The 25450-nt window shown below is 64.4% G+C and carries 22 protein-coding genes; 4 read left to right on the top strand and 18 right to left on the bottom strand.

Going from position 1 to position 25450, the window contains the following annotated elements:
• Nucleotides 1-147: 147 nt before the first annotated feature.
• The 4 genes from JFC13_RS03520 to rpmB form a co-directional block, all read right to left on the bottom strand.
• Nucleotides 148-435, bottom strand: coding sequence for an HU family DNA-binding protein (locus JFC13_RS03520; protein ID WP_009882243.1), 288 nt, complete (start codon nucleotides 433-435; stop codon nucleotides 148-150).
• Nucleotides 436-504: 69 nt separating this feature from the next.
• Complete coding sequence (rpsN, locus tag JFC13_RS03515) at nucleotides 505-810, bottom strand: 30S ribosomal protein S14 (protein ID WP_009882241.1); 306 nt, start codon at nucleotides 808-810, stop codon at nucleotides 505-507.
• 6 nt (nucleotides 811-816) lie between these two features.
• Nucleotides 817-984 carry a 50S ribosomal protein L33 gene (gene rpmG, locus JFC13_RS03510; protein ID WP_143923870.1) on the bottom strand — a complete coding sequence of 56 codons (168 nt, stop codon included), beginning with the start codon at nucleotides 982-984 and terminating at the stop codon, nucleotides 817-819.
• Nucleotides 984-1220: a 50S ribosomal protein L28 gene (gene rpmB / locus JFC13_RS03505; RefSeq protein WP_198395738.1), complete on the bottom strand. Its 237-nt coding sequence runs from the start codon at nucleotides 1218-1220 to the stop codon at nucleotides 984-986. The genes rpmG and rpmB overlap by 1 nt, the downstream gene beginning before the upstream one ends.
• A 612-nt stretch (nucleotides 1221-1832) precedes the next feature.
• On the opposite strand from rpmB, the gene JFC13_RS03500 reads away from it, so the two are divergent.
• The gene (locus JFC13_RS03500) at nucleotides 1833-2816 is read left to right on the top strand and encodes a protein kinase (RefSeq protein WP_198395737.1); all 984 of its coding nucleotides are present in this window, start codon (nucleotides 1833-1835) and stop codon (nucleotides 2814-2816) included.
• A 55-nt stretch (nucleotides 2817-2871) separates the two neighbouring features.
• Here the strand turns inward: JFC13_RS03500 and JFC13_RS03495 are convergent, their stop codons facing one another.
• The 7 genes from JFC13_RS03495 to JFC13_RS03465 all read right to left on the bottom strand — a co-directional run bounded on the left by JFC13_RS03495 (nucleotide 2872) and on the right by JFC13_RS03465 (nucleotide 10377).
• Complete coding sequence (locus JFC13_RS03495; RefSeq protein WP_198395736.1) at nucleotides 2872-3876, bottom strand: NADPH:quinone reductase; 1005 nt, start codon at nucleotides 3874-3876, stop codon at nucleotides 2872-2874.
• A gap of 27 nt (nucleotides 3877-3903) precedes the next feature.
• The gene (locus JFC13_RS03490; protein ID WP_198395735.1) at nucleotides 3904-5247 is read right to left on the bottom strand and encodes a dihydrolipoamide acetyltransferase family protein; all 1344 of its coding nucleotides are present in this window, start codon (nucleotides 5245-5247) and stop codon (nucleotides 3904-3906) included.
• A gap of 16 nt (nucleotides 5248-5263) precedes the next feature.
• The gene (locus tag JFC13_RS03485) at nucleotides 5264-6241 is read right to left on the bottom strand and encodes an alpha-ketoacid dehydrogenase subunit beta (protein WP_198395734.1); all 978 of its coding nucleotides are present in this window, start codon (nucleotides 6239-6241) and stop codon (nucleotides 5264-5266) included.
• Nucleotides 6241-7395: a pyruvate dehydrogenase (acetyl-transferring) E1 component subunit alpha gene (gene pdhA, locus JFC13_RS03480; protein ID WP_198395733.1), complete on the bottom strand. Its 1155-nt coding sequence runs from the start codon at nucleotides 7393-7395 to the stop codon at nucleotides 6241-6243. The genes JFC13_RS03485 and pdhA overlap by 1 nt, the downstream gene beginning before the upstream one ends.
• Before the next feature lie 401 nt (nucleotides 7396-7796).
• Nucleotides 7797-9308, bottom strand: a complete 1512-nt coding sequence (locus tag JFC13_RS03475; RefSeq protein WP_198395732.1) for a hypothetical protein — start codon at nucleotides 9306-9308, stop codon at nucleotides 7797-7799.
• Complete coding sequence (locus tag JFC13_RS03470; protein WP_198395731.1) at nucleotides 9305-10084, bottom strand: hypothetical protein; 780 nt, start codon at nucleotides 10082-10084, stop codon at nucleotides 9305-9307. Before JFC13_RS03470 ends, JFC13_RS03475 begins: the two co-directional genes overlap by 4 nt.
• On the bottom strand, nucleotides 10081-10377 hold the full coding sequence (locus JFC13_RS03465; protein ID WP_232488164.1) for a hypothetical protein: 297 nt from the start codon (nucleotides 10375-10377) through the stop codon (nucleotides 10081-10083). The genes JFC13_RS03470 and JFC13_RS03465 overlap by 4 nt, the downstream gene beginning before the upstream one ends.
• 185 nt (nucleotides 10378-10562) lie before the next feature.
• On the opposite strand from JFC13_RS03465, the gene purB reads away from it, so the two are divergent.
• Together purB and JFC13_RS03455 are read left to right on the top strand one after the other, a co-directional pair.
• A complete protein-coding gene (gene purB, locus JFC13_RS03460; protein ID WP_198395730.1) occupies nucleotides 10563-11996 on the top strand; it encodes an adenylosuccinate lyase in 1434 nt (477 codons plus the stop codon).
• Between the two features lie 69 nt (nucleotides 11997-12065).
• Nucleotides 12066-12998 (top strand): alpha/beta hydrolase family protein, encoded by a 933-nt coding sequence (locus JFC13_RS03455; RefSeq protein WP_232488163.1) that lies wholly within the window; start codon nucleotides 12066-12068, stop codon nucleotides 12996-12998.
• A gap of 2 nt (nucleotides 12999-13000) precedes the next feature.
• Here JFC13_RS03455 and JFC13_RS03450 read toward each other — a convergent pair whose 3' ends face one another.
• The 3 genes from JFC13_RS03450 to JFC13_RS03440 all read right to left on the bottom strand — a co-directional run bounded on the left by JFC13_RS03450 (nucleotide 13001) and on the right by JFC13_RS03440 (nucleotide 17111).
• A complete protein-coding gene (locus JFC13_RS03450) occupies nucleotides 13001-14371 on the bottom strand; it encodes an MFS transporter (RefSeq protein ID WP_198395729.1) in 1371 nt (456 codons plus the stop codon).
• A 128-nt stretch (nucleotides 14372-14499) separates the two neighbouring features.
• Nucleotides 14500-15849: a D-arabinono-1,4-lactone oxidase gene (locus JFC13_RS03445; RefSeq protein WP_332839327.1), complete on the bottom strand. Its 1350-nt coding sequence runs from the start codon at nucleotides 15847-15849 to the stop codon at nucleotides 14500-14502.
• Between the two features lie 8 nt (nucleotides 15850-15857).
• Nucleotides 15858-17111: an amino acid deaminase/aldolase gene (locus JFC13_RS03440; RefSeq protein WP_198395727.1), complete on the bottom strand. Its 1254-nt coding sequence runs from the start codon at nucleotides 17109-17111 to the stop codon at nucleotides 15858-15860.
• A 69-nt stretch (nucleotides 17112-17180) separates the two neighbouring features.
• On the opposite strand from JFC13_RS03440, the gene JFC13_RS03435 reads away from it, so the two are divergent.
• Nucleotides 17181-18773, top strand: coding sequence for a succinic semialdehyde dehydrogenase (locus JFC13_RS03435; protein WP_198395726.1), 1593 nt, complete (start codon nucleotides 17181-17183; stop codon nucleotides 18771-18773).
• A gap of 36 nt (nucleotides 18774-18809) precedes the next feature.
• Here JFC13_RS03435 and JFC13_RS03430 read toward each other — a convergent pair whose 3' ends face one another.
• The 4 genes from JFC13_RS03430 to JFC13_RS03415 form a co-directional block, all read right to left on the bottom strand.
• Nucleotides 18810-20783 (bottom strand): penicillin-binding transpeptidase domain-containing protein, encoded by a 1974-nt coding sequence (locus tag JFC13_RS03430; protein ID WP_198395725.1) that lies wholly within the window; start codon nucleotides 20781-20783, stop codon nucleotides 18810-18812.
• A 178-nt stretch (nucleotides 20784-20961) separates the two neighbouring features.
• A complete protein-coding gene (locus JFC13_RS03425) occupies nucleotides 20962-21696 on the bottom strand; it encodes a response regulator (RefSeq protein WP_198395724.1) in 735 nt (244 codons plus the stop codon).
• Nucleotides 21697-21937: 241 nt separating this feature from the next.
• Complete coding sequence (locus JFC13_RS03420; protein ID WP_198395723.1) at nucleotides 21938-23155, bottom strand: acetyl-CoA C-acetyltransferase; 1218 nt, start codon at nucleotides 23153-23155, stop codon at nucleotides 21938-21940.
• 201 nt (nucleotides 23156-23356) lie between these two features.
• Nucleotides 23357-25399 (bottom strand): sensor histidine kinase, encoded by a 2043-nt coding sequence (locus tag JFC13_RS03415; RefSeq protein ID WP_198395722.1) that lies wholly within the window; start codon nucleotides 25397-25399, stop codon nucleotides 23357-23359.
• Nucleotides 25400-25450 lie beyond the last annotated feature (51 nt).

Genomic DNA, 25450 nt, shown 5'->3' with positions numbered 1-25450 from the left:
ACCGCCGCTTCATTCATGGTTCAAGGATATCGCCGGAGCCTGAGACCGAGCCAATTGCGAGGCGCGGACGTGGTCGGGATCTCGGCGAGGAGACAAGAAATGACCCGGACCAAAAGGTCCGGGTCATTCCACGCTGATGCGCGAGGCTCAGTTAGGGCTGCCAGCGGCAGCTTTCAGCTTCGAACCAGCGGACAGCTTCACGGAGTAGCCGGCCTTGATCTGGATCTCTTCGCCGGTCTGCGGGTTGCGTCCCTTGCGAGCGGCACGTTCGGTGCGCTCGACAGACAGCCATCCAGGGATGGTGAGCTTTTCGCCCTTGCCGACGACGTCTGAGAAGACATCGAAGACACCGTCAAGAACGTCCGAGACCTGCTTCTGGGTCAGTCCGGAATTCTCTGCAACTTCTGCTACGAGCTCACTGCGGTTCTTAGCCATAAAAGTGTCCTCCTTAGGACAAGTCGGTCGGTTACCGGTCCGTTTTTCCGATAACGAACTTCCTCGAGATTACCAGCTTGACTTCGTGATGCCGGGCAACTCGCCGTTATGTGCCATTTCGCGGAAGCGAACACGGGAGAGACCGAACTTGCGGAGGTAGCCGCGTGGACGGCCATCCACCTGGTCGCGGTTGCGCACACGCACTGGTGAGGCATCGCGAGGAAGCTTCTGCAGTCCGAGGCGTGCTTCTTCACGCTGCTCGTCGGTGCTGTCTGGGTGTGTCAGCTGGCGCTTGAGCGTCGCACGACGCTCCGCGTAGCGCTCAACAATGACGCGACGCTGCTTGTCGCGTGCGATCTTTGACTTCTTAGCCATATGCGCTCAGCGCTCCTCTCGGAAATCGACGTGCTTGCGAACAACTGGATCGTACTTCTTGAGTACCATGCGATCCGGGTTGTTGCGGCGGTTCTTGCGGGTCACATAGGTGAACCCGGAGCCAGCGGTCGACTTGAGCTTGATGATGGGACGAATGTCCTGTGCTTTAGCCATCAGAGCTTCACTCCCTTGGCAATGAGTTCGCCGACGACGGCGTCAATACCGCGCACATCGATCACCTTGATGCCCTTGGCGGACAGGTTAAGGGTGATGCTGCGACGCAGAGACGGAACGTAGTAGCGCTTTTTCTGAATATTCGGGTTGAAACGACGCTTGGTGGTTCGTTTCGAGTGGGACACATTGTGTCCGAAACCAGGGACGGCCCCGGTTACTTGGCAGTTTGCTGCCATGACTCTCCTCCAGTTCACAAGTTACCGACTCTCGAAACAAGCATGTCTGCGTGGGATCCACGCTCGCTTGCGCCGATGTCGGAAGACATCAACAAATTTTCACGAATGCTGCTCGGCCGGACTGGTGTCCGACCGCTGACCAGGCTGCTGCCCGGCATGAGGCGTTCGCAATGAAAATTGTGTACGCCAAAACAGGTTTGCCCGTTCGGGCGAGATGTCTCACCAGCGCTGAAGCCGTAGCCTGTGAGAGATTGGCCGAAGCTGGAGTGCAGCGGTGGGTGAGCACCATGTTGGCCTGAGCAGATCAATCGGTGATCGAACTGCTACGACACAACAGATAACAATCTTAGAGAGAAACAGGCCCTCAGAGCAAATTCACTGAAACAGTGTCGCAGAACCTCATTGGACGTGCTGCCGCTGAGGACCTCAGAACGCACTGCGCCCGGATCCGAGGGCCCAACGCCGCTTCCCACCTGACACTCATCTCGCACGCATGTTCGCGCGCGCCATCCAGCAGACAACGCATCCTGCTCTGGCTCGTGTTGAACACGTGCCGATGACGTGCCAAGGTAAGAAGATGATTGCCACCACATCTGGCACTCAGGAGGACCGATGAGCGACGTTCCACCGAGGCCGCGAATCCGTCCAGCGACCAGTGATGACTGGCAGAAGGACCAATCGGAACGCGCCAGTCCGACCCCGTCGCCGGGCCACGAGTCCGCCCAGAGTGCTGCCGACTTCGACAACTCGACCTATTACGAATATCTCGAGAAGCACACCGGCGACGTACCCGTATCCAAAAGTCGCACGCGCAATGTCTTCGCCCCCGCGGGCGCTTCCCCATTCCAGGAACAATCTCAGAGCTCCCCCGGAGCATCATCGACAGGACAACGGGGTCAGACCGGTACGCGCAGGCAGACTGAGGGCTCCGGTCACAAGGGCAACCAGCCCGCACACTCGGGACACACCGAACACGGCTCCGATGGTCCGGCTTCCGGGCAGATCCCGCTCCAGCCGGCTCCGGCCCCGAAGAAGGGCAACGGGGCCAAGATCACCGTCGTCATCATCGCCATCGTCATGATTCTCGCGCTCCTGGCCTACTTCGGAGTGCGCTGGCTGGCACCGTCGACGGGAACGGTGCCCGTCGACTTCGGCGGCGAAGAGACCGGATCTGCCTCTCCCTCTCCTTCCGAGGCCCTGGTGCAGCCGACAGCGAGTCCGCAGGAGGCACTGTCGGCCTACACGAAGGAGGGCACTGAGAAGGCCGATGACCTCGAGGGGCAGTGGGTGACGCAGGTCAGTGCGAAAGACGTCGGTCTGGAGGCCGACGGTAAGACGTGGAGTGCACAGGACATCGTCGACGAGTTCGAGGCCAACCGCGTCAAGTACCCGGGTGCGATCCTCATCCGCAGCGGCGACTGGGATTCCTACAAGGACGACAACTACTGGGTGACCGTCATCGACACCCCCTACAGCGATCCCGAACCCGCACTCGATCAGTGCCGCTCCTGGGGCTTGGACCGCAACCACTGCCTCGCCAAACGTCTGGTCACGGACGGAAGCCCCACCGACAACAGCGCCTACCTCGACAAGTAGGGCTCCGGGACAGGACTCTGGCTCTGAACACGGCGCCTGGGCACCGACGTTCGGCTCAGACCGCAATCACGATTCGACCGCGAACCTCGCCGGCTTCCATCATGCGGTGGGCCCGGGCAGCCTCGCTCAAGTCCAGCACCTGAGTGATGGCAGTCGTCAATGCACCTGGCGTCCCCGGCTCGAGGACGGGCATCAGCCCCTTCGCCGCCCGGGCCAGCTGATCCGCACTCGCACGAGACATGACGAAGCCGATGAGCGACACATCTTTCGTATAGAGCCGCCCCAAGGGCAGCAGTGTGGACGCCTCAGCGGCAGCGGTGACCAGGATTCGGCCGCCGGGTGCGGTCGCAGCAGCAAGAAATTGCCCGTCGTGGTGCCCTGACGTGTCCCAGACCAGGTCAAACCCTTCCGGGACCGCTTTCGCACAGGCCTCTGCAAGGTCAGGGTCTCGGTAATCAAGGACAACCTCGGCGCCGGCGGCTCTGACCGCGTCGAAGTCACGCGGGTGGCTGCTGGCGATGATCGTGGTTCCGAGGGCCGCTGCCAATTGGATCGCGGCAGTGCCGACGTTGCCTGCTCCCCCGCCCACAAAGACGTTCTGGCCCGGGGCGAGTCGTCCGTGTTCGAACCACCCCAACCACGCAGTCGTCGCCGGGTGGGCCAGCGCCACGAGCCGATGGACGTCGCCGCTGGTCCGATCCGGCCCAGCATGCACCGATGGTGGTGCCGGGTAGAGCCGGTCGGCGGGGACGACGGCGTAGTCGGAATAAGTGCCCTGCCGTCCGTCGTAGCCCAGACTGCTGCACCACACGGTCTCACCAAGCAGGAGAGTCCCGCCCACAGGCGCGCTGACAACGGTCCCCACCAGGTCCCTGCCCAGGATGAAGGGCAGAGGGGCCAGGGTGGGGAACCGTCCGGAGCGCACCAGGGTGTCCACGGGGTTCAGGCTGGCCGCAGCCACCTCGACGAGATAGTCGGTGGGACCCGGGACGGGGTCCGGGAGGTCACCGTACCGAATTTCGTCGACCTCGCCGAGGTGATTGACGTAGGCGGCTTTCATACCTGTCCTTGCTTTAGCCCAGCCCTCTCAGGCCAGCAGCAGCGTCGGATCCTCGAGTCCGCGACCGACGTCGGCGAGGAACTTCGAGATGATCTCGCCATCGACGACACGATGGTCAGCACTCACCGACAGCGTCGTGATGTCACGCGGAACGATCTCGTCGCCGACGACCCATGGCTTCTTCCTGATCTGCCCGAAGGCCAGGATCGCAGCCTCGCCAGGGTTGATGATCGGAGTACCCGCATCGACGCCGAAGACGCCGACGTTCGTGATGGTGATCGTTCCACCCGACTGGTCGGCCGGAGGCGTCTTGCCCGAACGAGCCAGCGCAGTCAGATCCTGAATGCTCTGAGCCAGATCGGTCAGGCCCATCGCGTGTGCACCCTTGATGTTCGGCACGATCAGACCACGCGGGGTGGCTGCGGCGATGCCGAGGTTGACGTACTTCTTGACGACGATCTCTTCGCCTTCGAGGCACGAATTGATCCGCGGATTGCGGGCAACAGCCCAGGCCACAGCCTTGGCCACGAGCAGCAAGGGAGAGACCTTGATGTCCTCGCCCAGGAACTTCGTGGACTTGAGCTTACGCACGAAGGCCATCGTCTCGGTCACGTCGACGTCGAGGAACTCGGTGACGTGCGGCATCGTGAACGCGGAGTCGACCATGGCCTTGGCCATCATCTTCGCCACGCCCTTGAACGGGATCCGCTCTTCGAGTTCGTCAGCGGAGCCGGCCCCCGCCGAGGCGGTTGCGGCCCCGACGTTCGAGCCTGTCGCTGAGGTGGCTGCCGCGCCGGTGCCGCTGGCCGCGGCCTTGACGTCGTCTCGGGTGACTTCACCGCGGGAACCGGTCGGAACGACCGCAGCCAGGTCGATGCCGAGATCCTTTGCGAGCTTGCGCACGGGAGGCTTGGCCAGCGGTTTGCCCGCCGAGGCGGTGGCCGGTGCCGTGGTCTCAGCCGGTGCCGGAACACCTGCACCCTTGCGGGGGCGGCGTTTCGACGAGGCCGCTTTGGCACCGTAGCCGACCAGGGTGGCGCCGCCTTCGGCTTCGTCTGTGCTTTCGCTCGAGGCCTGCGCATCTCCGGCTGCGGGTGACGATGCTCCTGCGGGCTCGGAGGTGCCGGCAGGATCGCCGCCGCCGAAGCGGATAATCGGTGTTCCGACCTCGATGGTCTGGCCCTCATCGACCAACAGAGCCTCGATCGGTCCGGCCTGTGGGCTCGGCAGTTCGACCAGAGACTTGGCCGTCTCGATCTCGACGAGGATCTGATTGACGGTGACTGTGTCGCCGACGGCGACCTTCCATGACACGAGGTCGGCCTCTGTCAGACCCTCACCGACATCAGGAAGAGAAAATTCAAAAGACATATCAACTCTCCTTGAGTCAGTAGGCCAGTGCCTGGTCGACACCATCGAAGATGCGATCCAGGTCAGGCAGATAGTGCTCTTCCATCCGCGAGCCGGGGTACGGCGTGTGATAGCCACCGACTCGGATGACCGGAGCCTCGAGGTTGAAGAAGCAGCGCTCGGACAGGCGTGCCGCGATTTCGGAGCCGAGCCCCAGGAACTTCGGCGCCTCATGCGCTACGACCAGGCGACCGGTCTTCTGCACGGACTTCTCAATCGTGGCGAAGTCGATCGGGCTCAGGCTGCGCAGGTCGATGAGTTCGACGCTCTTGCCTTCGTCGGCCGCGGCTGCGACGACGTCCTTGGCCGTGGGCATCAGCGGGCCGTAGGCCACCAGGGTGACGTCGGTGCCCTCGGAGACGACACGAGCGTCGTGCATTCCCAGGCTGCCTCGGTTCGCGGTGTCGACGTCTCCGCGCAGCCAGTAGCGGCGCTTGGGTTCGAAGAACATCACCGGGTCGTCGCTCTTGATCGCTTCCTGCATCATCCAGTAGGCGTCGTGGGCGTTCGACGGTGAGACCAGGCGCAGTCCTGCGTGGTGGGCGAAGACCGTCTCGGGGCTCTCCGAGTGGTGCTCGGGCGAACCGATGCCGCCGCCGTAGGGCACGCGGATGACGATCGGCACTCTCTCTTTGCCCAGGGTGCGGTTGTAGAGCTTGGCTACCTGAGTCACGATCTGGTCGTAGGCCGGGAAGATGAATGCGTCGAACTGGATTTCGATGACCGGGCGGTAGCCGCGCAGCGTCATGCCGATCGAGGTTCCCACGATTCCGGATTCGGCCAGCGGCGCATCGATGACCCGCTGCGGACCGAAGTCCTTCTGCAGACCCTCGGTGACGCGGAAGACGCCGCCGAGCTTTCCGATGTCCTCACCGATGAGGACGACCTTCGGGTCGTCCTCCATGGCTTTGCGCATTCCGGCCGTGATGGCCTTTGACAGGGGAAGTTTCTCCATCAGGCCTCACCTGCATCGGCGAATGAGGCCTGGTATGCGAGGAATTCCGCACGTTCCTCATCGACGAGGGGGTGAGGTTCGGAGGTGACATGGGCGAACATCTCGACGGGATCGGGATCTTCCATGGTCATGCAGTTGTGGCGGATGCGCGCGGCGAGAGTATCAGCCTCGGCGTCCACCTCGGCGAAGAATTCGTCTGCGGTCTCGGTGTGGTTGTCGAGGTAGGCCTTGAGCCGCTTGAGCGGGTCGCGATCCTCCCAGATCTCTTCCTCTGCCCGATCACGGTACTTCGTCGGGTCATCGGCCGTGGTGTGGGCACCGCGACGGTAGGTGAAGGCTTCGATGAGCATTGGGCCGTTGCCGGCGCGAACCGAGTCCAGGCTGGCCCGGGCCACCGCGTACATCGCGATGATGTCGTTGCCGTCGACGCGCAGGCCGGGAACACCGAATCCTTCTCCGCGCTTGCACAGTGGTGCCGCGGACTGGACGTGGGTGGGTTCGGAGATCGCCCACTGGTTGTTCTGGCAGAAGAACAGCACGGGTGCGTGGAAGGCTCCTGCGAAGGTCAGCGCCTCTGAGACGTCGCCCTGCGAGGTGGCTCCGTCGCCGAAGCAGGCGATCGCCACGGTGTCGCGTTCCAGGTCACCGGTGCCGACATCGCCGTCCATGGACACGCCCATGGCGTAGCCGGTGGCGTGCAGTGTCTGCGATCCGATGACGATCGTGTACGTGTGGAAACGGTGTTCCTGAGGGTCCCAGCCGCCGTGGTCCTGGCCGCGGAACATGCCGAGGAGGGTTTCGGGTTCGACACCGCGAGTGTAGGCCAGGCCGTGTTCGCGATAGGTGGGGAATACGAAGTCTTGGGGGCGAGCCGCCCGTCCCATTCCGATCTGGGCTGCTTCCTGACCGAACATCGGCGCCCAGAGGCCGAGCTGTCCTTGGCGCTGCAGGGCCGCACCCTCAGCATCGATGCGACGCACCAGGACCATGTCCCGGTAGAAGCCGCGCAGATCCTCATCGGTGAGTTCTGCTGCGAAGGCGTCATATTCACCGGATTCGACGCGATTGCCGTCTTCGGTGAGCATCTGGATCATCCGAGGTTCCGATGACTGACTGTGGGCAGTCCCGGTTCCCACTGAAATGTTGGAGGTCATTCCAGTTCTCCTTTGTTCAAGGTCCAAGCGCACCGGAGGTGACCAGTGGCGGACGGTGTCCTGAGGACGGGACCTCTGGTGTGAGTTCTCGCCCTCGAGTGATGTGATTCACAGGTGATACCACGATACCGAATCCACCGACCGCATGCCACATCGGCAACGTGCGTCGAGCGCCAATTGTTATGGTCGGGTTCAGCCTAGGACGCGAAATTCGGGCGTGTGGTCCACGTCCAAAGGCTTCCATGTCGAATTGTCGATGGTCGCAGAGTTGCTCCAACGTCCGACAAACGCACGTCCGAGCACTTCAGAGCCTTACCGCACCGAGGTGGGGCTCCGGTTTCGCCGAGGCGGTCCCCGGGTTCCGTGCCCACCCGCCGGCCCCCTCCCAGCCAGCGGCATGTTCATCTGCGTTTGCCCTGGTAGTCCCTCGTCTGCTTGAGATCCCCGGTGAAGAATCCTGAGTTCTTCGCGGTGAACCGGTTGAGACCGGAATGGCCGCCTGCGAGCATCAGCCCGATCGAGGCGGTGTAGGCGGCCGAGGAATGCGCTGCCCCGGCGGAGGAGAACAGCTCATCGAGTTCGGCATCGGTCTTGCCCTTCAGGTTCGGAGCCTGGCGCAGCTGCTCGGGATCGTAGTCGACTGTGATCGTCGACCAATGGTCTTCGGCTGGATTCTCATTGCCGTCGAGGTCAGGCACCAGGTCCTGTTCGTGTTCGATCGAGAGGACGTCGACGCCCTCGTCAACAGGGAAGTCTGAAATCGGTGCGCCCACGGTCACGAGCGCGGTGACATTCACATCGGCCAAGAACGCCGGGTCGGCGGCCAGGGAACCGGCAGTGATTCCACCCTGCGAATACCCCACCAGCATGACCTCGGCATCAGAACCGATATTCGCATCGGCGATGGCCTGGCGGACCATCTCCGCCATGACGGTGTCGTTGCCGGCCATCGCCTGCACATTCGTCGTCAGATCGGTGGTGTTCTGCCCGGGCTCGGGCGACCAGTCGGTCGTTGCGGGAACGTAGACGATATAGCGGGTAGTCCCGTCGGGCGATGTGATCTCTTCGATCCTCACCTGCCCGGATTCGGCGCCGCGGTGGCGGTCTGCCTCTCTGCCGTAGAGGTCCTCGAGGTCGCGCGGCGGTTCGTCATCGGCCGGGGTGATGCCCTTGGCTCTCCACACCTCCACGTCTGAGGGCAGGAGCAGTCCGAACATGTTCGCACCTCCCAGGATCCACGCCGTCATCGATGACGAGTCGTGTGGCCACAGCGCATGGTCCCCCTCGGCGGCCAAGACCATCGGCGGCAGCCCCATGAAGCCGACGACGATTCCAGGCAGCACGTGTTCGATGATGGCCCCGGAGGCATCAGAGTTCTCGAACACCAGGGCTATGAAGGCTTCCTTGGCCGCTGCCTTCGTCTGCCTCAGGTCGATGCCGAAGTGTTTGGCCACGACATCGTCGAGGCCTGTGGCGTCGAGCAATTTCACCCCCAGGCAGATCGGTGCCCCGACCGCGATGCCGATCGGGATGAGTACGGGCAGAGTGATCGCGATGACGCGACCGGTGACGTATCCGAAATAGTCGAGGAGTCCGCCGAATGTGTCGCTGATGCCCTTCTCAGCCTGCCTGTAGGCGAGGGCTGCGGCTCTGACGGCGAGGACGGTGGCTTCGAGTTCGATGAGCACGCGCGCCGACTGGTGGAGGTAGACGATCCGGGCGGCGTCGACATTGAGCGCCGTGAGCGGAGCGGGGACCTGCGTCAGGAGCGTGGCCAGGTCGAAGTCGGCCAGTGATCCTTCCGCGGTCAGATCACCGATGGTGCCGCAGATGCGCTGCAGATCGTCTCCGCTGGAATCTGCCCGGTCATCGATCTTCAGCTGCGGGCCGCCAGCAGTTCGGGTCGCGATCATGGCCGGCGGCCAGTCGTCGTCTGCAGCCTCGTCAGAGTCGCCGCAAGCAGGACTCGTACAGCATTGGCTTCGAGGCTGCGTTCGGGCCCCACTGTGATCGTCTCACCATCGCGTTCCAAGGTCGGTCGGGCCCAGGTCCCGTCAACCCTGTGCAGGAACTCCATCCCGGCGACTTCGGCCTCGCTGAGATAGGTCAGGGTGAACACACAGTCCTTCTCAACCAGAGAGCACAGCTCCTCGGTGACCCGACCGAGCTCGGAAGGCTCGAGGCGCCTGAGGAGTTCGAAGCCTTCGAACTCCTCGAACCCCTCACCGTGCAGCACCAGAATGGCCAGGCAGATGTCATCGCACAAAGACACCTCGAGATGGGCAGTCTCATCCCCGGAGCTGATGACGATGGTGATCCGGGAACGGGTGAGATTGAGCTCGGCCGTGAACCCGGTCAGCCAGGCAGTGAGCACATCGGGCCCACGTTTTGAGCCCCTGCCTGCAGATTCCCCCAGCATCACAGTTTCCGTGATCTCCCTTCCGGCGTCCGGGGTCACGCCCATTGCCCTCACCCCCGCCGAGGTGGTTTCGGCAGCCTCCGTACGTGGCATCAGCTCATGGGGCCAGAGAGTTCTCAACCGCTCGGGCAGTCCCATGATCCGTGCGATGTCGACGGCGAACCACGTGCCGCCCGACCCGACGGCAGACCCGCCCGACCCCACGGCAGACCTGCCAGACTCGGCAACAGACCCGCCCACCCGTGCCGATGCCTTCACCCTGCCTCTCATATCTGGATCCGACCTCCCACTGAGACGACCTGCAGGTGCAGGTCGTAGGCTTCGGCGAGCTTGTCGGCCCTCTCCGCGAGGATGCTGATCGAGTCCGAACATGTCAGCAGACGATCGGTGAGCATCCGCCCTGCCGGGGAATCCCACCCTTCTACCTTCCGACAGGTCTGCGCCAAGCTGCGCAGCTCGTCTGCTCGCCGCTTCCACCCGTCCCGGTTGAGTGCCAGCTCATCGGTGATCACTGCCGTCCTCCTCTCCGAATTGGTGTCGGCCTTCACCGTACGAATCGGCATCTGCCACCGGAAGCGCTTCACTTCGTCCTGTGGAAACCGGTCAACGCTCCACAGGGCTCCCGCGTCGAAGTCACGACCGAATCCACAGCTGCATGAGCACGAGTCGCACCACGGACCTCAGACCTCGGAACGACCGCCTGGTGGTCGGTTCCGCGTCCTTGCCCAGCTCATGAGAAAATGGGGCCATGCCGACCGTTTCGCTTGCTGACATCTCGCCCGCCATTGCTCTCGGACCACTCGATGGCCGCTACCGCAAAGACACCGCTGACCTCGTCGATCACCTCTCCGAGGCGGCCTTGAACCGCAACCGGATCACCGTCGAGGTCGAGTGGTTCATCCACCTCGCGCAGAACACCGTGATCGAGGGCGTGCGTCGCCTCACCGAGGATGAGGTCATCGGGCTGCGTGCCTTCGCCCAAAACTTCGATGCCGAGACGATCGCCACCCTCGCCGCCCATGAGGCTGTCACGGTTCACGACGTCAAGGCCGTCGAGTACACAATCAAAGAAGCGCTAGTCGACCTCGGAGCCGAGGACCTCAGCGAGCTCGTCCACTTCTGCTGCACCTCGGAGGACATCAACAATCTGTCGTGGGCTCTCGGCATCAAGGGCGCCACCGTCGATGTGTGGCTGCCCCGTGCGAAGGCGCTCATCGACTCATTGGCAGACACCGCCTCGGCGCTGGCCGAGGTTCCGATGCTCTCCCACACCCACGGCCAGCCAGCGACGCCGACGACGATGGGCAAGGAGCTTGCGGTCTTCATCCACCGCCTGCGCCGCCAATACGAGCGGATCGAAGGCAACGAGTTCCTCGGCAAGATCAACGGCGCGACCGGCACCTACTCGGCCCATCTGGCCGCCGTGCCCGGCGCGGATTGGCCGAAGCTGGCCAAAACCTTCGTCGAAGGCAGCCTGGGACTGACGTTCAACCCGCTGACCACACAGATCGAATCCCACGACTGGGATGCGGAGCTCTTCGCCGATATCGCACGGTTCAACCGCATCGCCCACAACCTGGCGACGGACATGTGGACCTACATCTCGATGAACTACTTCAAGCAGATTCCCGTCGCCGGCTCCACCGGATCCTCAACGATGCCGCACAAGGTCAACCCCATCCGCTTTGAGAACGCTGAGGCGAACCTCGAACTCTCCTGCGCGCTGCTCGACTCGCTCGCGTCGACCCTGGTGACCTCGCGGATGCAGAGGGACCTCACGGACTCGACCTCGCAGCGCAACATCGGCGTGGCCTACGGACACTCGGTGCTGGCGCTGAACAACCTGGTCAAGGGCCTCGAACGGCTCGCGATCAACGAAGAGGCCCTGGCCGCCGACCTCGACTCCAACTGGGAGGTCCTCGGAGAGGCAATCCAGTCGGTCATGCGCGCCGCCGGACTGCAGGGCGTACCCGGCATGGACAGCCCCTACGAGAAGCTCAAGGAGCTCACCCGGGGCAAGCGCATCGATCAGGCCGATCTGCAGTCCTTCGTCGCGGGTCTCGGACTGCCCGAGGCAGAGACCGAACTGCTGACCGCACTGACTCCGGCCACCTACGTCGGCGTCGCCGCGCAGCTGGCCGAATCAGAGGTCGCCGACTGGAAGGCCCGCACACAGGGCTGATCCCGGTGCACGGAACTCACTGTTACCGAACAGTAGATAATATGGTTGATCTTCACTAACCTTGTGCTCATGACGAGCACAATGATGAGTTCCGTGCGCATTCCGGTCACCGGCAGCCCGGGCACCGCTGCCGCCGGTGACGGAAGTCCCGACGGCAGCGAATCCGGCCGTCAGAGCTGCATCGTCGGCACACTGCTGATGCCTCAGGAACCCCCGGTCGGGCTCCTCACGATCCATTCCGCCACGGCGACGCCGGCCCGCTTCTACACGAATTTCGCCGACTATGCAGTCACACGCGGCCTGGCCGTGCTCACCTACGATGTGCGAGGCGTTGCTGCATCCGGTCCGGCACGGGAGCACGCCCGGCTGCGGATGCGCGATTGGATGCAGCAGGACGCGAATGCCGTCTCCGCCTGGGTCGCGAACGAATTCCCTCAACTGCCCAAGGTCGCTCTCGGGCACAGCCTCGGCGGTCATGCCCTGCTGTTGGGGAACGCCGCCGAAGACCTGCACGGGATCGTCACCGTGGCCACCGCGCGAGCGGCGCTGCGCGACATCAACCCACTGGCCGAACGACTGCGGGTCGGTCTCATCCTCCGGATACTCGGCCCCCTGGTCAGTCCGCTCGTCGGCTACGCACCCGGCAGACGTCTCGGCCTCGGCGAGGACATCCCCACCGCAGCCATGCTCGAATGGGGCCGGTGGGTGCGCATGTCCGAGTACTTCTTCGACGATCTGAGCCTGGCAGCCTCCACCCGGATGGCCCGCCTGCGCACCCCGGTGTTCGCTATCGGGACCAGCGACGACAACTGGGCATCACCAGCGCAGGTCGACGCACTCCTCGACCATGCCCGCCTCGCCGAGGTGGAACGACGCACCTTCACACCACAGGAACTCGAGGTCTCCCGAATCGGTCATCACGGCCTGCTGAGACGCTCGGTCGCCGAAAGAGCCTGGCCCGAGATCATCTCCTGGCTGTTGGATCGACTCCCCCAGAACTGACCTCACGCCGGGACGAGATCCTTGTCGCGATCGACCTCTGCCAAAGGCCTGCCCGCCATATTGCGCGCCAGGAACAGCGTCGGAACGCCTGCCGCCACGACGATGACGGTTGCATAGATCGCCGGAGCCAGCGTCAGACCGGTGGAGGACATCAGTGCGGTCGCAATCAGCGGCGAAAGTCCGCCGAAGAGGACCGTGGCCACGTTGTAGCCGATGGCCATTCCGGAGAAGCGGCTGGTGCCGGTGAACTGCTCGGGAACCATGGCCGCCGCCACAGCGCTCCAGCCGGCGGCAGGTACGGCAAGGAATGCCACGCCGAAGATCGCGATCCCGGAGTTCCCGTCGGCCAACAGCGCGTATGCGGGGATGGTGGTGAGGATGAAGACGACCATCAGCACGGCCAAAGTCCTCTTCCGTCCGAACCGGTCCGAGGCGATGCCGAAGAACGGGGTGATGACGATCGCGACGACGGCAGCGATCGTGCCCAGTGCCAGGGACCCGGAGTTCTTCACCTGCGAGACCTCTTCGATATAGGTCGGCACGTAGGTGATGTTGAGGAAGTAGCTGACCGAACCGATCGAGGAGATGAGGAACGCGACGAGGATTGCGCGGGGCTGCTGGATGAAGGCGATGAGCAGCGGGGACCGGGTGTGCTTGACTGCGGGCTTCTTCTTCTCCGCGGCCTGCAGTCGTTTGAAGGTGTCTGTCTCCTCCATCATTCGCCGCAGCGGAACCATCAGTGCAGCGAGCAGCGCACCGAGGATGAAGAGGATTCTCCAACCCCAGGAGCTCATTGCCTCGGCCGAGAGCGTATTGGCCAGCAGTGCGCCGGAGCCGACAGCGAGCAGGGCTCCGACCTCACTGTTGGCGGCGGCCCAACTGGCGGCGAGTCCGCGCCGCTTGCTGCCGGCCGATTCCATCAGGAAGACCATGATTCCGGTGTATTCGGCACCGACGGAGAATCCGGACAGGCAGCGGAAGAAGACCATTCCGACACCGGCCCAGATGCCGATGGCGTCGTAGGTGGGCATGACGGCGATCCCGAGCATCGCGACGGCCATGAGCACAGCGGAGACAACCAGTGCGGACTTACGGCCGACTCTGTCACCGAGGTGCCCGAAGACCATGGCACCGAGGGGTCTGAACAGGAATCCGGCGGCACCGACCCCGAGGGTCAGCAGCAGCGAATCGGTCTGGTCACCGAAGAATTCCGTGGTCAGAATGGTCGCGACGTAGAAGAAGATCGAGAAGTCGTACCACTCGACGACGGTGCCGAAGGCCGCGACCAGCATGGACCGGCGGCGCCCTTTCTCTTGCTGCGGGCTGGAGCTTGCTGCGGGGTCCGATGGGGCCTGCGGTTCGAAATCTGACATCGACGATTCCATTTCTTAGGAAATGCTGCGGCCTGAGCCCTCGACGGCAGCGGCCAGGGCTGATCGTCGAGATTCTCCTGCCCACCTTACTGCTGGTGAGAGCCCGTGGTCAGGTTGCTTGGAAATTCTCAGCCCGCGCGCGGGTCCAGCCCGAACAGGGAGTCGGTGAATCGGTTTCCGAACATCGCCTGCGGATCCAGCCGGCTCCGCAGCTCACAGAAGTCCTCGAAACGTGGATAGAGCTCACTCAGATCACCGGCGCCCAAGCTGTGGATCTTGCCCCAGTGCGGGCGGCCCCCATGGCTCCTGCAGATCCCTTCGACGACACGGAAGTACTCGGCGAAGTCTTCCTTCACGAACCGGTGCACGGCGATGTACATCGTCTCTCGCCCGTGGGCCGTCGACAGTGGAACGTCGTCGGCCGCCGCCGATCGGACCTCGATCGGGAATGAGATCGTCCACCCTCTCGACTCGATGGCGGCACGGATCTCCCGGATCACCTCGGTGCCGGATGCGAAGGGGACCGCGTACTCCATCTCGTTGAACCGCACCCGCCGAGGTGTCACGAAGACGTCGTATCCAGGTGCCCGGTATGTCCGGTCCGAGATCGCGGATTGGGCGAGTCGGTTGATGTGCGGCACCAGTTTGGGCACTGCGGCGCCGAGCTCGACGGCAAGGCGCAGAGCACCGTTCTCCACGACCTCCTTGTCCAAAAGGTTGAGTATCCGGTTGCGAACCCCCGCCTCGGCGAGGTGGCCCGGGCCGATCTCACCCAGACCGACTCTGGTGTTCGTCTTGGTCAGAGCGGTATCGGTGTGCGGGAACCAGTAGAACTCGAAATGGTCGGCCGCACGCATCCGCGGGGCGAGGTCGGCCAGCAGTTCGTCAAAATCAGTCACGCGCTCCTCGGCGATGAGGTCGAATGCCGGCACGCACTGCAGCTCGATCTCCGTGACGATGCCCAGCACGCCGAGGCCGACGCGGGCCAGGTCGAAGATCTCCGGCTCACTCGTCGCAGACAGGGTGCGGACGGCACCGTCGGGGCCCATCAGCGAGAGACCGGTGACGGTTCCGGCGAATCCGGTGAAGCCGAGCCCGGTCCCGTGTGTGCTCGTTGAGATCGCTCCGGCGAGCGCCTGCGGGTTGACGTCTCCCTGGTTAGCCAGGGCCAGTCCGAAAGGTGCGAGCAGGGCCGGGATGTCACGCAGCCGGGTGCCGGCGTGGAAGCGCACCCGCCCGCTCGCCTCGTCGACGGTGATGATTCCGCTGAGGTGGTCGAGGTTGATCATGACGTCGTCACCTGCGGCGACGGGGGTGAATGAGTGCCCGGCACCGACGGGTCGGACACGGTGACCGGCGGCGGCCGCGGATGTCAGAACCTTGGCCAGTGCCCCCGCCGAGGTGGGCTGCACGAAGGTGTGCGGATGGGCGTGGACGTGGCCGGACCAGTTCCGGAACAGCCGTCGAGCAGTCGTCACGCCCCCGCTCACAGCGCCCACCCCTGTCCGCGGTAGGTCGACCAGGTGTCGATGACCTGCGAACCGGAGACGACGAGGAATTCGTTGAAGTGCTCGGCGAGCTCACCGGCCTTCGCATGCCGGAACCAGACCAGGTCGCCGATGCGAAGGTCCTCGGTGCCGGGACCAGTGAGCGGGGTCTGGACTTCACCCGCGCCTTCGAGGCCCGCGTAGTCAAGTCCCTGCGGCCAGGCGATCGTCGGGACACGATCCGCTCCGGGCACGCCGGAGGCGATGAAACCGCCCTTGAACACCGTGACCCAGCCGGGTCCTGGCCGGCGCACCACGGGCGTGGCGAAGTAGGCGGCAGGCTCATGGTGGAAGTGGGTGTAACCGTCGAAGAGTCCCGGGGAGAAGAGCCCTGAGCCGGCGGCCAGTTCCGTCAGCGTGCCTTCGGCAGCACTGGACTCGAAGGACCCGGTGCCGCCGCCGTTGACGAATTCGAGCTCGGTCAGTTCACGTACCGCGTCGATGACGCCTGAGCGCCTCACCCTCAGCTCTGCTTTCGAGCGCTTCTGCATGGCGCGCACCATCACCTGCCTGACCGTTGCCCCAGCGTCAGCGGTCCCGGCGATCTGTCCTTCGTAGGACATCAGCCCGACGAGGTCGGCGCCGGGTCGAGCGATGACATGTTCGGCAAGATCGACGGCCGAGGCCGAATCTCGGATCGGCGAGCGCCTGGCCCCGATGTGGATCCGACTGCCGAGTACCCCCTCGCTGAGGCGGTACGAGGCATCGATGTCGAGGCACACACGCACCGTCTGTGCCGCGATGTCGGCCGCCACGTCGCTGCTGGCCGCACTGCTGCCAGCCACCTCAGTCCCGCCTGCAGCCGCAGCCTTGCGGGCACTGTCGATGATGTCGAGGTGGGTGGGGCAGTCGATCATCAGGGTGATGTTCTGCGCAGCCCCCGCCTCGGCGAACATCTGGGTGAGGCTGCGCCGGTCCACGGTGGGATAGCCGACGAGGATGTCACGGACTCCGCGGGCGTGCAGAACCAGCGCCTCCGGCAGAGAATAGGCGAAGACACCCGAGTAGCCCTGATGAGCGAGCGCGCGGTCGATCGCAGCGGGAGTGCGCAGTGACTTCGTGGCGACGCGGATCGGCAGGCCCTGAGCGCGCTGGGCCAAGGCGGTGACATTCGCGTCGAACGCCTCCAGATCGATCACAGCGACGGGGGCCTCGACCCCACTCAAAGCGTGACGCAGTTCACGTGAGACCATGAAGATACTGTAGCGTAAGTTAGTGGTTCCACAGGCCGCATTCCACCCATTCGCTGACGACACGGAGGCATGATGCACACGAACGCCACCAGCACCGCCACCCCCACGGACCACATCACCCATGTCACCGATCGGCTCCGCGAATTCCTCGACAGCGATCCCTACGCCGAGGCGTCGGGCAGCGGCGATCCCATGGTCAGCCCCGACCCGTTCACCGGCCTCGAACTCCCCCGCTTCTCCATCAACACCCCGGCTGATATCGAACGGGCCTATGCCACTGCGCGCATCGCCGGCGAGGCCTGGGCCGCACGGTCCCCCGAGCACCGCGCCCGAGTGCTGCTGCGCCTGCATTCCGCATTGCGCCGGCACGAGGATCTCCTCCTCGACATCATCCAATACGAGACCGGCAAAGCCCGCATCCACGCCTATGACGAGATTCTCGACACCTACAATGTGTGCCGTCACTATGGCGTGACCGCTCCCGCCCGTCTGCGGCCGGAGCGTCGCCGCGGTGCCGTTCCCGTCCTCACGCGCACAGAGGTCACCCGCACTCCCCTGGGCGTCGTCGGGTTCATCACCCCCTGGAACTATCCGCTGACTTTGGGCGCGACCGACCTGCTTGCAGCTCTGGCCGCCGGCAATGCGGTGGTGCACAAGCCTGACAGCCAGACAACCCTGACGGCCATCATCATGCGTCGTCTGGCCATTGCCTGCGGCCTGCCCGCAGAGGCCTGGCAGCTGGTTCCCGGACCCAGCAAAGAGGTGGGCCCTGCCCTGATGGCCGGTGCCGATGGGATCTCCTTCACCGGCTCGACCGCTGCGGGACGCTCCATTGCCGCCGAGGCTGCTCGACGTCTGCTCCCGACCGCCCTTGAACTCGGCGGAAAGAACCCGATGCTCATCCTCTCCGATGCCGATCTTCCCTCGGCCGTGGATGGGGCGGTGCGCGGGTGCTTCTCCTCGGGCGGTCAGCTGTGTCTGTCCATCGAGCGCATCTATGTCCATGAGGATCTCTACCCCGAGTTCTGTGCCCATTTCGCCGAGGCGACCCGGAACCTCGAACTCAGCGCCGACTACGCGTATGGGCCGGGAATGGGGACTTTGGCTGGACCGAAGCAGCTTGCCCGGGTCAGCGAGCACGTCGAACAGGCACGAACCAGCGGTGCTCAGGTCATCGCAGGAGGCCACCCGGTCCCGGAGCTGGGCCCGTACTTCTACTCGCCGACCGTGCTCACCGATGTCACCGAGGACGCCGAGCTGTTTGCTGAGGAGACCTTCGGGCCGGTCGTCGCCGTGTATCCGGTGGCCAGTGACGCGGAGGCGATCAAACGGGCCAACGCTTCCGAATACGGCCTCAATGCCAGCGTCTACTCCCAGTCCCGTGGGATCGAAACAGCTCGGCAGCTCGAATCCGGGATGGTCAATGTCAATGAGGCATACGTCGCCGCCTGGGGGTCGATCGATTCCCCTGCCGGCGGCGTCAAGGCTTCAGGAATGGGCCATCGGCATGGCGTTGAGGGTCTCTACCAGTTCATGCACACGCACAGCATCGCCGAGCAGAATCTGGTTCCCATCGCCCCATTCGGCCCGATCGATCAGTCTCGGTTCGCTCGCACGTTGACGACGGCCTTCGAGGTCATGCGTGCCCTGCGGATGAAGTGAGGTTCTTCCGCTGGGCAGCTCGGGTGAGGTCCTTCCTCAGTTGAGCTCTGTGAAGAACGTCTTCGCCACCGGCACAGCCGCCTCGGCGCCGAATCCGCCGTCCTCAACGAGGACGGCCACGGCCACATCGCCCTGATACCCGGCGAACCAGGAGTGGGTGCGCGGAGGGGTCTCTCCACCGTATTCGGCGGTGCCGGTCTTGCCGTGGACCGGTTCGCCGGGGACGTCCTTCAGCGCATCGGCAGTCCCGTCGGTGACGGCCCGGCGCATGAGCTTCTGCATCGTCGTGACGGCATCGGCGTCGATCACCTGGCTGCTCTTCCTCTCGCTTTCACCGCCGCTCTCATCCTCGCTTTCGCCAGAGACGATGAGGAGCGGATCGACCGTGTCTCCCGCGGCCACGGAGGCGGCCATCACCGCCACCGCGAGAGGGCTGGAATTGACCTTGCCCTGACCGATCATCTGCGCCGCGTGCGTCACCGCGTCATCTTCGCTGGGAACGGTCGCCATCTTCGCATCGACTCCGAGATCGACGTCGTCCATGCCCAGGCTCGACGCCGCATTCGCCACGTCCGAGGCCGAGACCTTCTCCGCGGCATTGACGAACGCGGTGTTGCAGGATTCGGCGAAGTCATCTTCGAAGGCCACCTCGCCCAGGACATGGTCTTCGGCGTTCTTGAAGCTCTTTCCATCAACCGTTGTGGTCTTCGGGCAGTCGAGAGTCGTCTTCGCGTCGACACCTGACTCCAGCAGGGCGAGGCCCGAGGCGATCTTGAACACCGACCCGGGCGCGTACTGCCCTGTCAGCGCCCTGTCCCAGGCGGCACCTTCGGGATCTTGGTTGGCCACAGCGATGATGTGACCGTCGCTGGGCCGGATCGCTACGAGAGCCGTGGGCTTCTTGCCCGTCGCGGCCGCTTCGTCTGCGGCCTCCTGCACGCCGACATTGAGTGTCGTGGTGATGTCCTCGCCGTCATGATCGGGGAATTCGTGAACCAGCACGGGCTCGGCGGCCTTGCCTTCGTCGGAATCGCTGCCTTCGCCGGCGCCTTCGTCGCCGCTGTCCTTCTCGGCGTCCGCGATGTAGATCGCTTCGCTGCCCGGCCCGCTCAGGTCTTCGTCGAAGGCCTTCTGGATTCCGCTTTTGCCCACGACGGACTCGCCGGTGAGCTTTCCGTCCGAGGCCTCGACCTCCTCGGCGCTGGCGGCTCCGGCCGTTCCCAGCGTCGGACCCGCGAAGCCCTTCTTCCGGCTCAGCGGCTGAGTGTGCGAGTTGAAGACGGTGCCGGGCAGGGAGTGAATCGTGTCCTTGACCTTTTTGTAGTCGCTCTCGCGCAAGGTGATGACGGGAACGAACTGCTCGGGTTCGGCCTTGTCGATGCGCTCCTTGAGCGCCTTGAGATCGATATCGAGTTCGTCCTGAAGCGTGGTGAGAGTGTCCTGGCCACCTTCGCTGTTGCCGCCCCCGGCTTCTTTGAGTTTGGCCGGGTGGATGCCGATATCGACGACGGGCCCCTCGGTCATCAGCTCTTTCTCGTCCTCACCGAGGATCGCACCGCGTTCGCCGGGGCTCTTCTGCGAGACGAGGACTCGGCCGTCGTCGAGGTCCGGGTGAAGCACCGTGGGGGTGAGCTCGGCCGACCAGAGCAGACCCCTCTTGTGCAGAGGAAGCTCGGAGGTGTATTCCCAGGGCTCTCCATCCTGGTTCGTCCATGTCCACTTCAGTGTCGCGATCACGTCGTCACCATGCTTCTCGGTGCCGGTGAGCTCGACCGAGCGCTTCTTCATGCTCTGAGCGACAGTTCCGAGGACCAGTTCGTGCAGCTTCTTCGCCGTCTTCTCATCCGACCAGACGCTCGATTCGATGGTTCCGCTGTTGAGGTCGGCGGTGGCGTCTTCGGCTGCGGTCTCTGCTTTGAGGGGCAATGCGAAGAAGGCGAAGGTGCCCGCGCCGACCAGCAGCACGACGACGATTGCGATGGCCAGCCAGGTTGTGGACTTCTTTGTCATAGGTCAATCATCGATGCGCTCACTCGGTAAGTCCACTTGGCGGGCGCGCGAGCGGGTGGGTGAACTAGCAGTCGGGTGAACACGCGTCTGGGTGAACACGCGTCTGGGTGAACGCGCGGGGTACGAATCCGGGCTCCGAGGGTGGTGGGGATCGAGGTCCGGGTGTCGAGGGGGTGGTTCAGGCGTCCTCGGTGACGACGGTGTATTCGAGCACCGGCCGGCCGGCCGCTCCGTACCGGGGTCGGCGGGCGAGCATGCCCGCGTCGGCCATGGCCTCCAAGTATCGACGTGCGGTCACTCGGGAGACGCCGAGACCCTCGGCCACCTCGGCGGCGGACTGTCCGGGTTTGGCGTCGAGGACGGATTTCACTTCGGACTGCACGGCATCCGGGACGCCCTTGGCAGTCGCAGTCACCGTGTGGGTGCGCAGTGCTGCGATTGCGGTGTCGACGTCGGTCTGGGTGACCTCGCCTTCGGTGCTGTCCCCGCCGAGGCTGTTGCGGAAGGAGGAGTATGCCTCGAGTTTGGACTTGAAGACCGGGAAGGTGAACGGTTTGATGATGTATTGGGCAACACCGTAGGACAGTGCCTCCTGCACGATCTGCATGTCCCGGGCCGCGGTGACGGCGATGATGTCGACGTCGACGCGATGACCGCGGATGGCCCGGCAGACCTGCAGTCCGTGGCCGTCGGGGAGGTTCATGTCGAGGAGGACGAGGTTGATGCAGTCCGCATTGAGACCGTAGATCTTTCCGGTCAGAGCAGCCATCGCCTGAGTGGCGTTCTTCGCCACGCCGGCGAGGTGATAGCCGTCGATGCGCTCGATGTACTTCGCGTGGGCTCGGGCGGCGACTGCCTCGTCCTCAACCACGAGCACACCGATGCTCGACTCAGGCGCAGTTGTATCTGACATGCCGCCAGTCTAACCGTCGCCATTGCGGGTCTGCCCCTGTTCGTGTTACAGCCTGGGCACATCCGTGACACAGGATCGCAACGCCGCCTGGATGGCCCGGAGGAGCAGTGGAGCCGGCAGAGTGAGCTCTCAGCCGGCTCTTCAGCGAACAGTCGGTAGATGGTGGTCGAATATTGGCCGTTCGGCGACCACCATTTACCGACTGTTGACCGTGCCGAACGCCGCTGGCGGCAGCAGAGCCTCAGGCGCGCTCGAAGATTGCGGCGATGCCCTGGCCTCCGCCGATGCACATGGTCTCGAGTCCGTAGCGAGCGTCGCGGCGCTCCATCTCGCGCAGCATCGTCGCCAGAATCCGGCCGCCGGTCGCACCGACCGGGTGGCCCAGGGAGATTCCGGAGCCGTTGACGTTGAGGCGGTCGAAGTCGTCCTTGCCGAAGCCCCATTCGCGGGTCACCGACAGCGCCTGGGCGGCGAAGGCCTCGTTGAGTTCGATGAGGTCGATGTCGGCCAAGCTCAGCCCGGCCTTCTCGAGTGCCTTGGCGGTGGCCGGGACGGGGCCGATGCCCATGGTCTTCGGCGGCACGCCGGCCACTGCCCAGCTGACCAGACGGCCGAGCGGCTTGAGCCCCTGCGCCTCGGCGGCGGCGCGGGTGGTGACGATGCTCGCTGCAGCTCCGTCGTTCTGTCCCGAAGCGTTTCCTGCGGTGACCGTCGCCTGGTCATCACCCTTGCCCAGGATGGGGCGCAGCTTGGCGAGCTTGTCGATGCTGGTGTCGGGACGGATGTGCTCATCGGCGTCGACCTGGTGTTCGGCGACTCTGCGGGTGCCGGGGATCGTCACCGGCACGATCTCTTCGGCGAAGCGTCCGTCCTTGGCGGCTGCGGCTGCACGCTGGTGTGAGTTGTATGCGAGTTCGTCCTGCTCTTCGCGGCCGATCGAGTACTCGCGGCGCAGGTTCTCTGCGGTCTCGAGCATGCCGCCTTCGACGGGGTAATTCTTCCCGCCTGGCGTCGTACGACCACGTCCCAGGGAGTCGGTGAATTCGGCGTTGCCGCCGCGGACTCCCCAACGGATGGTGTCGTTGTAGAAGGGTGCGTGGGACATCGACTCGACGCCACCGGCGATGACGAAGTCACCATTGCCCGAGCCGACCATCATCGCGGCGTCGACGACGGCCTGCAGTCCCGAACCGCAGCGGCGGTCGACCTGGCGACCGGGAACCGTGACGGGCAAGCCGGCATCGAGTGCGGTGACACGGCCGATGGCGGGTGCCTCGGAGGTGGAGTAGCCCTGCCCCATGATGACGTCGGCAACGAGTTCGGGATCGAGTCCGGTCCTGGCCATGAGCTCGCGGACGACGGTGGCAGAGAGCTCGTGGGCGGGGATGTCGCGGAACTGTCCTCCGAACCCTCCGATTGCGGTGCGCAGCGGTTCGCAAACGACGATGTCCTGGTCCATAGTTCCTCCACTCGTTTTCGCTTCAGCCGCTGACACGTGGTCACCAGCCCGGCATTCCTGCACAGCCTAAGCCGGATCGAGGCGATGGCGCGGAAATGTTTCATTCATTGGGACGTCGCCCAACACTGGCGGCCGCCCGCTGAGCAGCTCAGACTGCCGGCCGCCGGCGAAGTTGGCGCGAACTGCCGGGCCGCCGGCGGCTCAGTCGCGGTCGTCGCGGTCGTCGCGGTCGTCGCGGTCGTCGCGGTCGTCACGCACGATCTGGATCGGCCCCGTGGGCGGATTTCCCGTCCGCGGCTGGTTCGATGCCGCAGCACCCGAGGTGAGGTGCCCGGATGTCTGGCCGAGCGCACCGGGATCGACGTACTCACCGTCGGGCAGCCACACCGTGAGCACAGCACCCTGGAAATCGTCGCAGTCCTCACCTCGGCCCTGCACATCCACGGCCCCGCCGAGGCGCCGGATCGCCTGGACGACCAATGACAGTCCGACCCCACGGGTGCCGGTCTCCTGTCGGCCGAGTCCCTTGTCGGTCTCGACGCCGTCGTGCTTGGTCGACCAGCCCCGCTCGAAGATCGCGTCGACGTACTCTTCGTCGATGCCCGGACCATCGTCGCTGACCTCGATCGTGAAGCCGCCTGCCCCGCCTGCCCCGCTCAGGTGCACATGCACTCGCTTGTGCTCAGGCAGCACGTCCTGCCTGCTCAGGGCGTCGAATGCGTTGTCGATGAGGTTGCCGAGGATGGTCGCCAGGTCACGGTCGTCCCCGCCGAGGCGGCCCGAGAGTCTCGCCGTGTCCACCGTCATGTCGATGCCCACCTCGGCGGCTTGGGCGATCTTCGACAGCAGCAGTGCGGAGAGCACGGGGTGGTCGAAGCTCATCTGGCCATCGCCGGCGACCCGGTTGAGGTCATCGAGGTCCTTGGCCGCGAAATCGATCGCCTCGTCGACATGTCCGGTCTCCAGCAGGGAGACGACCATATGGAGTCGGTTCGCGTATTCATGGGTCTGTGCGCGCAGTGAGTCGGAGAACGATCGGACGGAGACGAGTTCACCGGAGAGTTCGGCGAGTTCGGTGTGGTCGCGCATCGTCACGACCCAGGTGTCGCTGGCGGCATCGGTGGGCTGCTGATTGACGACGAGCACCCGATCGTCGGTGTAGTGGATCTCATCGCGGGCCCACCGACCAGACGAGAGCAGATCGATGAGGGCATCGGGCAGATGGAGGTCGCGCAGCGCGATGCCGCCGATCGGCGAGGTCGCCCCGACTGGGTCGTCGGTGCCTGGGATCTCCTCACCCGTGGAGCCCCCGCCGGCAGAGGGAAGCCCCAGCAGTTCGCGTGCATCGGCGTTGATGAGGACGATGCCCGTCGAGCGGTCGACGAGCAGCAGGCCTTCAGATACGGCCTTGAGCACCGAAGAGTAGAACTCGAGCATGTTGCGCAGCTCCGTGGCCCCGTAGTCTCCGGTGACTCGGCGCAGGCCGCGGGAGGTCGCCCAGGAGGCGGCGATGCCCAGGACCAGAGTCGTGATGGCGATGCCGATGAGCCAGTTGCTCTGGGCCAAGAAGCCCTCCCGCACCGAATCGGCGGAGTTGCCGACGATGACGGCACCGACGACGGTGTTGGGACCGACTTCATCAACGCCGAGGTGCTTCGCGAAGACCGGACTGATGACGTACATCGTGCCCCCGCCGGGACCGCCGTCGTGGAGGAAGCGGACGATGGACTCACCGTCGGAGACCTGCGAACCGTCGACTGCTGCGGCGAGCTGATCGATGGAGTCATCGGGCACATCGCCCGAGTTCGAGGACACGATATTCGCTTCGTTGCGCTCCTGCCGGTTCGATGAACCCAAGGACGGAGAGGTGACAAAGTAGTCGATCGGGACGACTGCGGCCACATCGAAGTCGTATTCGCTCACGACATTGCCGAGCATCGTCTCGACGTTGTCATGCGAGTCCTGGTCGATGAAATCGGCCGAACTGGTCTCACCGGACCCGACGAGGCTCAGCGAGATCGACATATTGTCAGCCGCAGAGCGCAGCAGGTCCTGTTCGCGCTTCTGATTCAGCTGGGAGAGCTGGATGTAGAGGAGACTCGTGGTCAGCACCATGATGCCCACGAGCATGATCGAGTTCGCGAACATGATGCGTCCGGCCACACCGAGCTTCATTCGTCGGCTCACACGTCCCACTGATCTTGTCAGTCCTCCTGACAATGCGGCACGCGGATCCTTAGGCATGGCTCCATTCTGCCACCCACTGCGCCGAGACTGAGGTCGATCCGTTTCCGA

The organism is Brevibacterium antiquum, assembly GCF_016107655.1.
GTDB lineage: Bacteria > Actinomycetota > Actinomycetes > Actinomycetales > Brevibacteriaceae > Brevibacterium > Brevibacterium antiquum.
Note: the sequence above shows the minus strand (reverse complement) of the source record. Positions and strands in the feature narration are given on the sequence as shown.